General features: G+C 53.0%; 14 protein-coding genes. 2 read left to right on the top strand and 12 right to left on the bottom strand.

The genetic code is table 11. The features are described 5' to 3' along the window. Positions 1-2: 2 nt before the first annotated feature. Genes ACQ4N8_RS15155 through ACQ4N8_RS15145 form a run of 3 tightly spaced genes read right to left on the bottom strand, consistent with a single transcriptional unit; the run spans position 3 to position 3,607 of the window. Positions 3-1,142: a sugar ABC transporter substrate-binding protein gene (locus ACQ4N8_RS15155; RefSeq protein WP_430705213.1), complete on the bottom strand. Its 1,140-nt coding sequence runs from the start codon at positions 1,140-1,142 to the stop codon at positions 3-5. Positions 1,143-1,174: 32 nt separating this feature from the next. After that, a complete protein-coding gene (locus tag ACQ4N8_RS15150) occupies positions 1,175-2,128 on the bottom strand; it encodes an ABC transporter permease (RefSeq protein WP_430705212.1) in 954 nt (317 codons plus the stop codon). 21 nt (positions 2,129-2,149) lie between these two features. Continuing rightward, positions 2,150-3,607, bottom strand: a complete 1,458-nt coding sequence (locus ACQ4N8_RS15145; RefSeq protein ID WP_430705211.1) for a sugar ABC transporter ATP-binding protein — start codon at positions 3,605-3,607, stop codon at positions 2,150-2,152. Between the two features lie 498 nt (positions 3,608-4,105). Between ACQ4N8_RS15145 and ACQ4N8_RS15140 the strand changes: the two genes are divergently transcribed. Next, positions 4,106-6,607 carry a GH39 family glycosyl hydrolase gene (locus ACQ4N8_RS15140; protein ID WP_430705210.1) on the top strand — a complete coding sequence of 834 codons (2,502 nt, stop codon included), beginning with the start codon at positions 4,106-4,108 and terminating at the stop codon, positions 6,605-6,607. Here ACQ4N8_RS15140 and ACQ4N8_RS15135 read toward each other — a convergent pair. The 9 genes from ACQ4N8_RS15135 to ACQ4N8_RS15095 all read right to left on the bottom strand — a co-directional run bounded on the left by ACQ4N8_RS15135 (position 6,604) and on the right by ACQ4N8_RS15095 (position 14,596). Further along, the gene (locus ACQ4N8_RS15135; protein ID WP_430705209.1) at positions 6,604-6,777 is read right to left on the bottom strand and encodes a hypothetical protein; all 174 of its coding nucleotides are present in this window, start codon (positions 6,775-6,777) and stop codon (positions 6,604-6,606) included. The two genes, ACQ4N8_RS15140 and ACQ4N8_RS15135, sit on opposite strands and share 4 nt — an antisense overlap. A gap of 448 nt (positions 6,778-7,225) precedes the next feature. Beyond that, positions 7,226-7,795 (bottom strand): manganese catalase family protein, encoded by a 570-nt coding sequence (locus ACQ4N8_RS15130; protein ID WP_430705208.1) that lies wholly within the window; start codon positions 7,793-7,795, stop codon positions 7,226-7,228. A 50-nt stretch (positions 7,796-7,845) separates the two neighbouring features. Continuing rightward, positions 7,846-8,124 (bottom strand): spore coat protein CotJB, encoded by a 279-nt coding sequence (locus ACQ4N8_RS15125; RefSeq protein ID WP_430705207.1) that lies wholly within the window; start codon positions 8,122-8,124, stop codon positions 7,846-7,848. Between the two features lie 4 nt (positions 8,125-8,128). Next, a complete protein-coding gene (locus ACQ4N8_RS15120; RefSeq protein ID WP_430705206.1) occupies positions 8,129-8,347 on the bottom strand; it encodes a spore coat associated protein CotJA in 219 nt (72 codons plus the stop codon). 185 nt (positions 8,348-8,532) lie between these two features. Next, positions 8,533-9,897, bottom strand: coding sequence for a hemolysin family protein (locus ACQ4N8_RS15115; protein WP_430705205.1), 1,365 nt, complete (start codon positions 9,895-9,897; stop codon positions 8,533-8,535). Between the two features lie 32 nt (positions 9,898-9,929). After that, positions 9,930-11,072: a radical SAM/CxCxxxxC motif protein YfkAB gene (gene yfkAB / locus ACQ4N8_RS15110; RefSeq protein ID WP_430705204.1), complete on the bottom strand. Its 1,143-nt coding sequence runs from the start codon at positions 11,070-11,072 to the stop codon at positions 9,930-9,932. After that, positions 11,069-12,169, bottom strand: a complete 1,101-nt coding sequence (locus tag ACQ4N8_RS15105; RefSeq protein ID WP_430705203.1) for an HD-GYP domain-containing protein — start codon at positions 12,167-12,169, stop codon at positions 11,069-11,071. Before ACQ4N8_RS15105 ends, yfkAB begins: the two co-directional genes overlap by 4 nt. A gap of 81 nt (positions 12,170-12,250) precedes the next feature. Next, the gene (locus ACQ4N8_RS15100; RefSeq protein ID WP_430705202.1) at positions 12,251-13,078 is read right to left on the bottom strand and encodes an undecaprenyl-diphosphate phosphatase; all 828 of its coding nucleotides are present in this window, start codon (positions 13,076-13,078) and stop codon (positions 12,251-12,253) included. Positions 13,079-13,159: 81 nt separating this feature from the next. After that, positions 13,160-14,596 carry a bifunctional metallophosphatase/5'-nucleotidase gene (locus ACQ4N8_RS15095; RefSeq protein ID WP_430705235.1) on the bottom strand — a complete coding sequence of 479 codons (1,437 nt, stop codon included), beginning with the start codon at positions 14,594-14,596 and terminating at the stop codon, positions 13,160-13,162. A 138-nt stretch (positions 14,597-14,734) separates the two neighbouring features. Between ACQ4N8_RS15095 and ACQ4N8_RS15090 the strand changes: the two genes are divergently transcribed. Continuing rightward, a complete protein-coding gene (locus ACQ4N8_RS15090) occupies positions 14,735-15,493 on the top strand; it encodes a molybdenum cofactor biosynthesis protein (protein ID WP_430705201.1) in 759 nt (252 codons plus the stop codon). Positions 15,494-15,502: the final 9 nt, after the last annotated feature.

The following is a 15,502-nucleotide window of genomic DNA, read 5'->3' as shown; positions in this document are numbered from 1 at the left end:
GTTTAATTTCTGGCCGCCTTGATCTCGGCAAGCGTTCGGCTCGTCAGTTCCTGCAACGATGCCCAAGTGGCTGCATCGTTGTACGTCAACATCACGTTTTTCAACTCGTCAGCCGTCACTGGGCCATTCGATTTATCCTCAGGAATAATATAGTTTTTGAAGTCTTTGACCTCTTCAATTGAAGTCATGGTTACATAATTGACATAGCCGTTCGGCTTCCAATCCGCGTAGGTTTTCCCGTTTAGCCGATCGTAAATTTGCGCAAACGAATTGGCGATAACCTGACCGTAGTTGTTCGTTCCGGCCATAAGGACTTTGCCGCTTTCAAACCCTTCTTCCGTAGTATCGTTATAGCCAAGCGCCAACAGGGGGATATTGGGCTTCGTGCTGTTGAGGATCGCCGGATATACATAATCCATGCCGGAGCCCAAACCGAAAATCGCATCCACCTCCGGGTGATCGGAAATCACCTTGGTGACGGCATCCGCCGCATTTTCCGGAGCAAACGAATGGAATTCGGTCGGGTAGACCGTAATTTCTCCCTTGGTATCAAGCGCCTCCATTTTATCCGTGAAGCCCTTGATAATGGCGGGAGCGTCCACAAAGGCGAATTCCAGGAAAGACGTCATCCCGATCTGTTTCACGCCGGCGGCATACGCCTGTTCGGCATACTTGGCGCCAAGTTCCTCCGGGTTCTCGCCGAATTGCTTGATGCCGCCCACAAAATAATCGCTCGAGACATTTTCGTCGACCTCGCCAAGCGCGACCGCATAATATACGCCGGCTTCTTCGACGAGGCTGAGGCTTTGCTCCAGGGCAGTATCATAGCCGCTGATTACGGCATCGACCCCGGAGGCAAGCAGGTTTTCCAGGCCGCTGATATGTCCCTCTTCGCTGGGGCCTACCGTAGCGAAATTAAATTTGACATTGAAATGGTCCTCCAGATAGGAACAGTAGGCTTTAATTTGCTGGCCTTGAATATCCGTGTAATTGTAAAGCATGACCCCGATGGTATAGTCGCCTTTTGAGTTTCCGCCCGCATCTCCTTTAGCGCTGTTACCGCTCCCGCCGCAACCGGCCAGAACGACGCTGATCAGCAACATCAAGGCGGCTAAAGAGAATACCCACTGTTTACTTTTCATCGATTTTACCCCTTTTCTCTGTTTTGATTGGTTTATCTTGGCATGACCTCGCCGCCGGGCCTCCGTAGAAGCAGGAACACGACGATGAGGAAAATCATCCCTTTGACCAGTGAAACCACTTCGGGCGGAACGCCCACCATTACCAAGCCGTTGTTCAACAGTACTAGCGTAATGCTGCCGACAAACGCGGAGCTCATTCTGGAGCGGCTGCCCCCGTTTAGCGCCATTCCCCCAAGGATAAGCGCGACGATCACGTCCATCTCCAGGCCCATCCCCGTGTTTTCGCTAATAACCGCCGAACGGGACAAGGAAAGGATCGAGGCAAACCCGACCAGGATGCCCGCCGATAGATAAGCGATCACCTTTATCCTCTTCAACCGTACGCCGCTCTGCGAAGCAGCCAACGGGTTATCGCCGATCGCTTTGTTTTGTTTGCCGATTTTGGTCAAATGAAATAGCACGTAGCCAGCCACGCCCACCAGCACCATAATCGTGACGATCAGCGGCACGTTCCGCCCCAGGGCTCTTAATGGCCCGGCATCGGCCAAAGCGATTTTGGAAACCGAGGTCGATACCTGATAAGTCACGATCCCCCTGCCCGCAATCATCACCGCAAGCGAAGAAATCGCCGCCATAAGGCCAAATTGGTTGGCGATCAGCACATTGAGCAAATAACAGACTACAGATACCAAGATCGCCACGAGAGCCCCGACCGCCAAAGGCGCTCCCGCATTCAGCGCATATATGGCAGCCATCGAGCTTAACGCAAGAACCGCCCCTACCGAAACATCCATCCCGCCATGCGAAAAAATGAAGATCATGCCGACCGTTATCGTGAACAGGATAACGAGCTGCTTGAGAATCGTCCGGATGTTAAATTCGGACAACAGGGCTCCGTCCGTCATGAACGCGAACACCAGCAGCACGAGCACCAAGCCGGCATATTGGATCAGCGCGCTTTGATGCCTTATGATAAATTGTTTCATCGTTCTTTCTCACCGCCTTGCCTAAATCATGTAGTCGATTAGCATGGATTCGTTCAAGTTTTCGTCGCGCCGGAATTCCTTATTGATTTTTCCGTCCTTCATGACCAGAATCCGATCGCTCATTCCGATCAATTCCGGGAGTTCTTCCGAAATGATCAAAATGGCGTATCCCTGCTGTTTGAGCGAGTAGAGCAGTTGGTACATCGTCGTCTTGACGCCGACGTCGACGCCGCGGGTCGGACTGTCGAGAATCAAGATTCTGGAATCATTTCCGATCCACTTGCCGAAGGAAACCTTCTGCTTGTTCCCCCCCGACAACTCCCCTACCCGCTGATTCATCCCGCTTGTCTTGATATTCAGTCCCTCTATTTGCTTTCGGGCGAATTTCTTCTCCGCTCCGGGCAATACGAGGCCGAACTTGGTCAGCTTTCCGAGTGCGGAAAGCACAAGATTCTCCTTGATCGAAGCTTCCATGATCAAGGTTTCCCGGTCCCGATCCTTGGACACATAACCGACCCGATTGGCGATTGCGGTTTGGACGTTTTTCACCGCGTGCGGAAATAAAGTCCCGTCGCCATTCTCCCCGTAGACGATCACTTCTCCCCGCTCCGGCTTGATTTCGCCGAAAATCACCTTTCCTACCTCATGCATCCCGCTCCCCGATAAACCGCCGATGCCCAGGATCTCTCCTTGATACAGCTCAAAACGGATATCGCAAAGCAATGAGGTGTGAACGCCGTTTACGCGGATCATCGCCTGCTCCCCACGCGAGGCGCAGGCATCGCTTCGGTAGTAGTTCCCTTCAATAACTCTGCCAACCATCGATTGCTTAATATGATTTTCCTCGAAATCAGAGCGGTCGATCGTCGTGATCAAATCTCCGTCCCGCATCACGGTCAGCACGTCGCAAACCTCCATCAGTTCGGGAAGATCGTGGGAGATGAACAGCACCGCTTTATTTCGATCGCGCAGCTTGCGCATCAAGCGATGGATCAAAAGTCTTCCGTCGTGCGACAATGCGGTGGTTGTCTCGTCTACAATGAACAATTCCGGGTCGTGATACAAGGCTCTGGCAATTTCGACCAACTTCCGCTGCTCGAAGTTCAGCGTGAAGGCCGGCTGCGACACGTCCACCTCGCCGAATTCGACAAGGTCGAGCGCTTTCTCCGCTTCCTGATACATCCGCTTGCGATCAACGAAACCGTTCCGGGCAAAGCGTTTCTCATCCCCCAGGAAAATATTTTCCGCGATGGACAACTCGCCGATGGTTCCGGTCTCCTGCACGATCATGGAGATTTTCCTGGCCCGGGCATCCAGCGGATTTTTGGGAACATACGGCACACCTTCGACAGAGATGTCCCCAGCCGTCGTCGGAAGCAAGCCGCTGATCATAGCGGAGATCGTCGATTTCCCGGAACCGTTTTCACCGATCAGCCCCCGGATTTCGCCGCGATAAATCTTCATGCTAACCTTGTTCACGGCTAAAACCTCATTAAACCTCTTCACGATGTTTCTCGTTTCTAAAAAAACGGGTTTGTCCATGTCTACCTTCCTTCAATCCTTGATATCGCTTTCTTCCCGCAGCCCCAGTGTAACATGATTAAGAATCGGCTATAACTGATTCATTTATCTTCATTAGGGCAAAAATTTAACCAATCATTATTGCCAAACGCCCATGAAAGAAGCGCGAAATTAAATAATTCACCTTGGGGCGGGTCATAAAAGCAAAATAACGCTCTACGCCAAGTACTTTGATCATGCTGCATTCCATGTCTGTCCGCAGGTTCTTGAACAAGACATTTTATCATAGCCAAGAGCAAATAATAACTATATGTTTTGCTATAACTAGAGCAAATTTTTAACCTAAATCACCATTTTCCAACATTTCACTCTTTAGTATTGTGGATTACATTAATATTTAGTACACTCTGAAAAAAGCATCGAATTAAAAAACCAACCATCAAGGAGTGCATGACCTTGGAGTCTCGTCATGAAATCATCAACTTTCCCAAGAAGCTTCCCATCAAATTTTTCCTGCACCGGATCGGCAGCGTCAGCCGGCACTGGCATCAATCGTTGGAGCTTATCGTAACCATGAAGGGCCAGGTGGACATTAACGTGGGCAACGCTTCCTACCGCCTGGGCGCGGGAGACCTCATTCTCATCAATTCCAACGAGGTGCATGAGTTGCATTCCGATGACGCCACCATGGTCGCCTTGCAAATCAAGCTCGAGCTGTTGAAGGAAGTCGTCGTCGACATCAAAAAAATGTATTTTGACTGCAACACCGCCAAAACGGACGATCCCGGGATGTTCAGAAACATCAAACGGATCGTCGCCCAAATCCTGCAGCACAACATCAGTGCCTCCGAATTCGTCGATTTGAAGAACGCTTCTCTCGTGTACGAGCTGATTTACGAGCTCTGCACCCACTTTAGCAGCGACGAGCAGGAAATGCCCCGGCAGCCGAAGGAAGGGCTCGACCGGCTGCGGCGGATTCTCGATTATGTCAACAGCCATTACGGGGAACCGATCTCCTTGCAGGAAGTGGCGAAGCAGGAGTTTCTGTCCGTTCCTTACCTGTCCAAATATTTCAAGAAGAAATTGGGCCTGTCCTTCAGCGAATATTTGAAAGACCTGCGTCTGCATTATGCCGTTAACGATTTGTTAAACGAGTCTTTGACGATCGACAAGATCGCCGCCAAAAACGGTTTTCCCAACGTGCGATCCTTCGTAACGGCTTTCGGGGAGAAATACGGGGAGCTTCCCAGCATCTGGCGCAAGAAACACGCCGAAGAGGTGTCGGGAAGCATCGAGGCGACCAAGGAAAAGTCGGTGAACTACTATCAGGACGAGCCGCATTCCTATCATGAGGAAATTTCCCGTTTTATCGAGAACAATCTGGGGGAACCTTCTTCCTTCGCAACGCCGGGGAAGATCATGCAGCGTTTCTCCTCGACGATCCGGATCGACTTGTCGAAGCCAACCGGAAAGCTGCACCATCATTTCAAAAACTTCATCGGGGTCAGCCGCGTCAAAGAAGTTTTGTATGCCGACGTTCAGGAAGCCTTGCGCACCGCACAGCGGGAAATCGGTTTTAAATACATCAAAATGCACGGTTTGCTGGACGATGATCTTATGGTATACGGCGAAGACGCCGAAGGAAGGCCCCTGTACAATTTCCGAATGATCGACAGCGCATTTGATTTCCTGCTTTCGGTTGGCCTGAAGCCGCTCGTGCAATTTTCATTTATGCCGACAAAGCTGGCCAGTGACTTGTCCAAAACCGTTTTCTACGCCAATATGAACACCAGCCCTCCCAAGGACATGGATAAATGGAACCGGTTGGTCGAAGCGTTAACGCTGCACCTGATCGGCCGATACGGCGTGGAAGAAGTCCGCGGTTGGCTGTTCTGCGTATGGAACGAACCCAGCTCGTCCAACCTGCTGTTTGGCTTCAAGCAGGACGAAACGTTTTTCTCGCTGTACAAAAACACGTACGAGACGGTAAAAAAGATCGACCCCGCGCTACCGTTCGGCGGACCGGCGGCTTTCTCGACCTACAACAAAAGCGAGGACTGGCTGTTTTCGTTTCTTGCGTTCAGCCAAGGCAACGATTGCCTGCCCGACTTTATCACGATTCACTATTACGATATCGATCTCGTTCCGCAAGGCGATCAACTCAGCATGGACAAGCAGCTCAATCTGAGTCCGGTCACGGATTCGTTCAAGCAGTTTATCGACCGGCTCCAGTACCGGCTTCGGGTAGCGGAATTGGCGGATTTGCCGGTTTATTTGACCGAATGGAATTCGACGGTTTCGCACAAGGATTTAATGAGCGACACCTGCTTCAAATCTTCTTACGTCATCAAAAATATTACGGAAAATTACGACCGTTTGGACTCGTTCGGCTACTGGCTCCTGACCGATCTGCACGAAGAAAACCGGCTTCCGCGCCAAGTGTTTCATGGCGGCCTCGGTTTGTTTACGTTCAACAACATCATGAAACCCGCTTACCATGCCTTCTGCTTTTTGAACAAGCTGGGGGATTTCCTCGTGGAGCGGGGAGACGGCTACTTCATCACTAAACAAGAGGACCGTTACCAGATTTTGCTGTACAACTATCACCATTACGACGACATTTACGCGAACGGCATTTCGATCAGCATCTCGCACAAGGAACGTTACTCGCATTTCCCCAACAAAGCGAAGCGCGAATTCCGGCTGGAGCTCGCTCCCCTTGCCGGCAGCTTTGAAATCAAGCACTCCATCGTGAATCGCAGTTACGGCAGCGCCTACGATAACGCGTTGAATCTGGGACAAACGGAAGAGCTTTCCTGTGACGACATCAAGTATCTCCAGCGGATTTCGATTCCGAAAATCGAGAAGGAACTCGGCACCTCCTCCGAGGAGTTAACCGTTCACGCGGTTTTGGAGCCTTTCGAAATCCGGCTGATCGAAGTGTCGGAAATCTTTTAATCCCGCCGCAGCCGTTCGCTGCAGTTGGCCAATCCAAACAACGTGGAGGGAATGATGCGCAATCTCGCGAACTTGCTGAACGATAACGCTTCCGCCCTCGTACAGCTCGGCCGCTTTAACATTTCCGGTGTTGCGTTCTCCGTCAGTTTGTATACTATCGTGGCGATCATCTTGAGGTGTCAAGCGGCAACCGGTTTAAGCGGCAGATCAACACTTGCTGTCCGGACGTTCTTTGCACGATTATCCCATTTGATCAGGGAGCAGAGAAGCGGACTAGCTCGGGAGAAGAAAGTATTTGGTGGAGAAGCAGATAGGATTGAGAGTATACGAGGGGTTAGGACAAAGATGCAAGTTTAAGAGAAGGAAGCAGGCAGGCGAAGTGAAACAGACCGGACGAGAGGAATAGAGCAAGATACTTTGGTATTTATTTTCTTATTTATCCCTTACCCTAGCCCCTTGCCGCTGCTCCTTAATAAAAGGGATAATCGTGCAAAGCAGTTGACAGAACAACGAGATGCGATCCAAGAACCCAATCCTAAAGGTGCGTCGATATGCGCATCGTATTGAAAAAGGGATCCGTAGCCGTCGGCTAACAAATCCCTGCGATCATGCCATTATTCAAAAAAACTTCTTATGCTCCCGATCCTCCTTCAAAATCTCCACCGCTTCGCGGAACCGCAGCGAATGGACGACCTCGCGTTCGCGCAGGAACTTCAGGCCGTCCTGAATGTCGACGTCGTCGGTCATGTCGATCAGCCACTGGTATGTAGCTCGCGCTTTCTCCTCGGCCGCGATGTCCTCGTACAGGTCGGCGATCGGGTCGCCTTTCGCCTGAATGTACGTCGCCGTCCACGGCACGCCTGCTGCGTTCTCATAGAACAGCGCCTTGTCGTGGTTGACGTAATACGGATCCATGCCGGCGGCTTTCAACATCTCCGGCGTCGCGTCCTTCGTCAGCTTATAAACCATTGTGGCAATCATCTCGAGGTGGGCGAACTCTTCGGTACCGATGTCGTTGAGCAGCCCGATCACCTTATCCGGAATCGTATATCTTTGATTCAAATAACGCAGCGCCGCCGCCAACTCCCCATCGGCCCCGCCGTACTGCTCAATGAGCAGTTTGGCCATCCGGGGATCGCATTTGCTTACACGAACCGGGTATTGCAGCTTTTTCTCATAAACCCACATATCGCCTGATTAACCTCCTTTAGCTTCCATAACATCGAAGGCAGGTTAGGTTAAACCTGCCAAGGCCAAGGGCTTTTCGACCATTCCCAGGGAAACTTCGAAAAGCTGCGCCCGAAGTTTTGCAGCGGGCCGTAAAGCTGCTGAAAATGGTTTGCATGCTGCGTCCGTTCCTGAGTCAGTTGATTGAACTGCTGAATCGCCGCCAAATCGTCGGGATGCGTGTCGAGGTACAAATTCAGCTCCACCAGAGCAAAGTCGAGCGCTTGCAGCTTCTCGAGCATTTCGTAGTATTCCTGGTCGAAAGGTTGATTGTTGGGATTCTCCATCATGGGATCACCGTCCTTTTCCCCATTTGGATTCGTAAGGGCTGTACAACGCCGGCCATAACGTGCCGCGTTTCAAGGCTTCCATAAGACCGAACTGCGGAAGATTCGGGGGCTGAAAATGGATAAACAGCTGCGGAGGGGTACTGTAGGTTTTGTGCGTAATCGGCGGACAAGGATCAAACGGGCCAATAAAAGGGGTCCACACACGCTCTTGGGGATGGCTCAAAGAAACTTCCTCCTTTTCCAGGACAATTTCATGCAATCAGGGAGACCATATTTTCCCTGCATCCTACCACTAACATATGACGATCGCCCAAATAATGAACCGGAACTCCGCAAAATTCGCAAAAAAATACGCCGTATCTCCAGTTCAGGAGAAACGGCGTCTTGGTTGTAGCGGAGCTTGTCCACCTATTCGTCTTCGGTTTCCTCTTCCGGCTCCTCTACGGCCAAGCGGATCACTTTCACGCGGGTAATGCGCAGGCGGCCGGATTCCTCGACCTCGAACAGAAAGCGGTCGACCTGCTTCTTTTTTCCTTTGACCGGCGCGCCTTCGAGTTCCTTGAACAACCAGCCCCCGATGGAATCGACCTCATCATCTTCGATCTCGCTGCCCATCAGATCGTTGACTTCTTCGATCAATAGTCGTCCATCCACCGAATACACGCCTTCGGTCAATTTCTCCACTTCCGGACGTTCGTCTTCGAACTCGTCATGCAGATCGCCGACGATCTCTTCGAGGATTTCCTCCGCGGTCAGCAGACCCGCCGTTCCCCCGTATTCATCGACGACCAGCGTCAGCTGGGAATGCTTCTTCTGCATTAAGCGAAGCACATGGCTGACTTCCATCGATTCCGGTACATTGAGAATCGGACGTGCCATCTCGGCCAAATCCAGCTTCTTCTCCGGATCCGGCAGCAACAGGTCGGTGATGTGGACGAAGCCGATGATCTGGTCCTTATCCTCCACCGCGACCGGATACCGGGAATGCTTGGTCTCCCTGACGATTCTCATGTTTTCTTCCCAGCTCAGGTTCGTATACAGGCAGTCCATGTCGGTCCGCGGCAGCATGACCTCGCGGGCCAGCATGTCGGAGAAATCGAAGATGTTATCCATCAGCTTCATCTCATCTTTATCGATCACGCCGCTTTTGGCGCTTTGATTCATCAGGATGCGAATCTCCTCTTCGGAGTGCGCCACTTCGCCTTCGCCGGCCGGCTCGATGCCGATCAGGCGCAGCGCTCCGTTGGCCGCCGAATTCAGGAGCCAAATAATCGGCAGGAACAATCGGTAGAACATGAGCAGCGGCCACGACAACCATAACGAGGTATCCTCGGACTTCTGAATGGCCAACGATTTTGGCGCCAGCTCGCCCATGACGATATGTAAAAAAGTGATGATCGCAAATCCAACCGCCACCGAAATCGTGGAAATCAGCGTGGGGTCCGTCATCCCTATTTTGTGCATGATCGGCTCGATCAACAGCTCGGATACCGCCGGTTCGCCGACCCAGCCAAGTCCCAACGAAGCGAGCGTAATCCCGAGTTGGGTCGCCGACAGGTAGGTATCCAGCCGCTTGTTGACCTTCAGGGCATAGTTTGCCCGGCGATTCCCCTCCCTGGCCAACTGGGTCAGCCGGGATTGGCGGACCTTGACGAGCGAGAATTCGGCAGCAACGAAAAAGCCGTTCAGAAAAACGAGGATAAAGACGATAAGCAAATTCAAAATCAACTTTCCGATTTCAAATTCGGTATGACCATCCGGTGACACAGGCACTGAAAACGCCTCTTTCCTAAGTAAGATCGTGATCAAAATTCAACTGCTTGGCGGTTTTTGAAATCCGTATCCTTGTAATACATATCGGCGACCAGCAAATTCGGGCCGCAGCAGCCGGCCGCGTCGCAATGGCAATTTACCTTCTGATTCAGCGGGTGCTCCGTCAGCCATTTGCCGAAAATATCATCCAGGCGTCCCTCCCGCATGTTTCCGAAAGCCGGGATGGCGGCAAAATCCGTCACGTAAACGTCGCCGGTAAACATGTTCACGTTTACCCGGTTGCGGCCATCCGGATCGTTGCGGACCGTGACGTTCGGCTCCTTGCGCAAGCGGCGCAACAGCGAAAGATCCTCCCCGTTCGGATTGCAGGCAAAAAAAGGCAGTGTGCCGAACAGCATCCATAGCGACGGATCACGCTCATCCAGCAGCGAGTGAATCGCCGTGCGCATATCGCTTAACGCCAAGACGGGCAAGCCTTCGGCAAAATCGGCCGCATACATCGGATGCACCTCATGCCGCCTGCATCCCATTTCCGCGATTATCTTGTGGATTTCCGGGAGCTTGCGGTGCGTGCGGTAATTGATCATCGTTTCCGCGGAAACGAACATGCCGGCCTCGCTCAGCCTACGCGTGTTCTCCATCATTGTATCATACATTTTGTAGGCAACCTCCGGTTTGACCGGATGGCCGCTGCGCGCAAAGCCGACCTCATGGAAATCGCGCCCGCTCGTATAGTTGAACGAGATGTGCATCACGTCCAAAAAAGGGAGCAACTGCTCATAACGTTCATAATCCAACGTCAGGTTGGAGTTGATTTGCGAACGGATGCCCCGCGCCTTGGCGTACTTCAGCAGAGGAATGATTTTCTCCTCGACGGTTTGGCGGCGGAACGTGGGCTCTCCCCCCGTGATGCTGATCGTCCGCAAATGCTCCACTTCGTCCAGCGCCTTCAAGATCAGGGGAAGGGGCAACTGCTCCGGCTCTTTCATGACCAGGCTGTCCCCGACCGCGCAGTGCTCGCAACGCATATTGCACAGGTTCGTCACTGTCAGCTCGACGCTGGTCAGCACATGCCGCCCATGTTCGCGCAAAGAGAGAATCGGATCCCAAGGATCGTAACTCGGGCTAATCGACAGATCGGCAAAGCCGGGGCGTTTATTGGTTATTTCCATCATGCATCCATCACCATTCCCATTCCGTCCACTTCCGCCACCACGATGGACAGCTGAACGGACAAATCAACTTCGTAAGGCGATTTCAGATCCTCGCCCAGCGGATTGGTCAACACCCGGACTACAGGACGCTGCGGCATATGCCCGTGAATCTTGACGACCACGCCGGTTTCGCCCGTACTGAGCTTGACCGTCATCCCCAGCGGGTAGATCGCCACCCGGTCGCGGAAAACCTCCAGCTTCGCTTTTTCGTACCAATGACCGCTGCCCGTATACAGGACCTCAAGCGCCTGATGCGGCAGAAGAGCCCTACGGTATACGCGGTGCGTCGTCATGGCGTCATAGGCGTCCGTGATTGCGATCCAGCGGGCGAATTCATGGATTTCGTCGCCGCGGATGCCGCGGGGATAGCCGCTGCCGTCCATCTTCTCATGATGCTGAAAAGCGCAGTGCGCCGAAATCAAAGGGATGCCCGGCTCATCCTTCAGCATTTTGAAGCCGAGATCGGGATGCCGTTTAATTAGTTCGTATTCCTCGTCCGTTAATTTCGAAGGCTTCGTCAGCAGTTCCAACGGAAGTTTCGTTTTGCCGATGTCATGGAGCAATGCGCCAAGCCCCAGCACGGTCAGTTCATCCTTGCTATACCCGTGCATTTGTCCCAGCAACAGCGTATAGACGCACACATTCAAGGAATGGCGGTACAAATAATGATCCATGCTGTTGATATTCATCATCATGATCATGGCATCGTCCCTTGAGCTGAGATCGTCCATGATCGATTCGATCAGGCCGGAGAAGGTTTTGCCCAGAAAAGGATAAACCATCCCTTTGACGGCCGGAGCCGACCATTTCCGGAAATTCGTCCGGATTTCGCTAAGCGCCCGCCGCTGCGTTTCCTCTTCGATCATTTCCTGAACGGTCACGTCATCCGTGCGAGCATCGGCAATATAGACAAAATCCAGGCCGTGGTGCTGCAGGCGCCGGATGACCGCGTCGCTCAACACGGCATTTTCGGACAGCAGAACGATTCCGTCCTCATTATAAATCTTTTTACCTAATTTCATACCGGCTTGCAGGGAGCCGACAGGTATTAACCGCAATGGTTCCACTTCCGTCTCTGTATAAGTTCGATTGCCTCTGGAATCAGCGGTTTATCGGATAACCACTTCATTTAACGCGGATCAACGCATGATAAATATCCAGAATAGCGCAGCCAGAATAAAGCGATAGTAAGCAAAATGGCGAAGCTGGATCTTATGGATCAACTTCAGGAACGCCACTACCACCACATAGGCGACGATAAACGCCACGACAAAGCCGATCAGAAAATAACCGATCGTGTCGGAAGTCAAATAGCGATAGGAGTCCAGCATTTCGTAGCCGGATACCGCGCACATGATCGGAACGGCGATCAGGAACGAAAAGTCCGACGCCGCTCTATAGCTGGCGCCGCTGAGCATTCCACCCGCAATCGTCGAACCGGAGCGGGAGAAACCGGGCCACAGTACGGAAATACACTGGTATAAGCCAATCAGGAGGGCTTGTTTGTATGTAAGCTGATCGATCTCCGGGGCCGTAATCTTCGCTTTGTTTTTGGAGAACCATTCGGCGAAAATCATGAACAGGCCGCCGGCCACCAAGGCCCAGAGCACGGTTGATGAGCTGAACAGGCTTTTGATGAAATCGCGGAAGAAAAAACCGACGACCAAGGCCGGCAAAATCCCCAAGATCACATGGATCAAATCAAGGCGGCCCGCCGGCGCATGACGGTCGACCACCGTTACTTTTTTGCTCAGACCGAGCAGATTCAGAATCCGTTCCCGGTATACCCAAGCGATCGCCAAAATTGCGCCCAGTTGAATGACGATTTCAAAGGTTTTCATCTCCGGCGACTGATCGTCGTAGCCCATCAGCTTGGCGGTCAAAATCATATGTCCCGTCGACGAGACGGGAATAAACTCCGTTAAACCTTCCACTATAGCTAAAATAATCGCGACAATAAGACTCATCCCATCCTCCTAAATCGAGTGTGACTTCATCCAACCTTCTCGGTGCTAAAAAGCCGACTTTTTTTGGATTTGTACTATAAGTTATTCTACTTTTTTCCACCGGGATTGAAAACAGCTTTCAACCGCACCGGCGGTTTGCAGCTCCAGGCGCAGCAAGTCGCGCAAAAAGTCCGGCAGCATAAACCGCTTCTCCGTCCCCCGTTTCAAGCGCTCGTAGCCGACGCCAAACGAGAACATATCAAGGGTTCCGACGACATAGGCTTGCTCCTCCGCTACCTGCGCCCCACCGATGGTTGCCTGGACAACGCGATGGTACGGCGCAGCGTTGGGGTCATACACGATGTTCATGCCGTCGACGCAGATTCCGCCAAGCACCTTGCCCCGGAACCCGAAGCCCATAATCGCCTTGCCGGTCATTTCCTCCAGCAGCGACTGCTCCAGGCTAAATAAAATATCCTTGCCCTTCAGCCGCATCGTGCAGGGATTGATCGGCGATGGGCAACGCTCGTGCAGCATCCCTTCGCTGATTTCGCCGGCCGGCAGGCCGGCAAGCAGCTGGCCGCTGTTCACCAGTGAAAAGTCGCAGTCCGCATAATGGCGAACGGCCTGAGCCAACAGATTGCCGAACGGCGATTCCGAGGCATAATCGAGCGGTAGCGCCCGGTCCGTTACGGCGACCGTACGATTCAGCCGAAGAACCGCGGCCTCCCGCTGCAAAGCGATGGCCTGCTCTACCCGCTCCTGCTTAGGCCCGTCCCCTACGACGAGGCAAGTCCCGTCCAACGAGAAGCGGCGGCCAGCCTCAGACGCGGGGCGAACGACGATTCGGCCCAGATATTGCCCGAATTTCCCCGCAGCCGCAATCGTCGTGGAGCCAATCCGCAAAGGAACTTCCAGGAGATGATGAGTATGGCCGCCTAGGATCAAATCGATGCCCGGAATCGTCTCGGCCAACTCCCGATCCAGGTTCAGCCCCAAATGGGACATGACGATCACGAGATCGACCTCGCCGCGCAGTTCGCGCACATCCCTTGCAATCGTCACCAAGGGGTTAAGCGACTCCAGGCCCAACAACTCGTAAAATTCGGCAAAAGCCGCCGTCGCCGCGACCAACCCCACCGTAAAGCCGCCTTTGCGCACGATGAGTCGGCGATTCATCCAAGCCGGTGGCCGTCCCGTCCCTATCTCTAAAATATTGCCGCAAACCGCGGGGCTAAGCAGGCCCGCATAGGCTTGATCCAGCAGGTCCGGCGTAAAGGTCAGCCCTTCATTGTTGCCGATCGTGATGGCATCATACCCCGTCAGGTTGAGCACATCCACATTGGCCTGTCCCATGGTCCCTTCGGTTTCGATCGCCGCGCGATCCATATGGTCACCGATATCGAGAAGGAGCGTGGGGCCCGGTGCCTCGGCGCGCAATTCGTCGATCATCGCAGCGATGCGCCCCATCGTCTCAAAATGACTGTGAAGGTCGTTGGTAAAAAGAATCGTTAACGTTTCCTGGTTCGTATCCGGCATCATCAACCGCCCCCCTTGCCTTCTCATTCTACCCGGCCTATTCTAAATTTTAGAGTTCAAAGAGTATTATATACCTTAAAATTGATCGTTGTCTTGTTATAATGTATATTACATACAAACCATTACGAGGAGATTCCCATGATTATAAACATCGCTCTTTTTGCCGGACTGGCTGACCGGATCGGCACTTCCAGCCTAAGCTTCGCCTACCCGCATCCGGAGCGGCAAGTGACCGCCGCATTATTGAAGGATGCCTTGTCCGAAGCCTACCCTTCCGCCGCCAATCTGATATCCGCTTCATTCGTGGCCGTGAATCAGGAATACGCCGCCGGCGATACCCTGATCGCCGAACAGGATGAAGTTGCCCTCATCCCGCCCGTATCCGGAGGACAACCCGTCCCCGATGATTCCCCGGCGAGCCTGACGGACGACAACTTGTACATCATCACGGAGGAACCGCTGTCCATAGAGGAAGTGACGGCCAAAGTCATCGCTCCCGATCATGGAGCCGCGCTTACGTTTACCGGGACGACCCGGGAATGGACGCAAGGCCAGCGCACCGTGCATCTGGAATACGAAGCCTATATTCCGATGGCCCTGGCCAAGCTGCGGCAAATCGGCGCGGAAATCGCCGGGCAATGGCCGGGAACGCGCTGCGCCATCAGCCACCGGATCGGCCATGTCGGCATTGCCGAAATCAGCGTCGTTATTGCCGTTTCGTCCCCTCATCGCGCCGGATGCTATGAGGCCAGCCGTTACGCGATTGAGAGACTTAAGCAAATCGTCCCGATTTGGAAGAAAGAGATCTGGGAAGACGGCTCCGAATGGAAGGGCCACGGTCTCGGGCCTTGGGACCCTCGCGTTCCCGGCGAACATGTCCCTTCCAGCGACGGATGACCTAGAATT

It is taken from the genome of Paenibacillus macerans, from assembly GCF_050565405.1.
Taxonomy (GTDB): Bacteria; Bacillota; Bacilli; order Paenibacillales; family Paenibacillaceae; genus Fontibacillus; species Fontibacillus macerans_B.
This window is presented reverse-complemented; position numbering and strand designations above follow the sequence as displayed.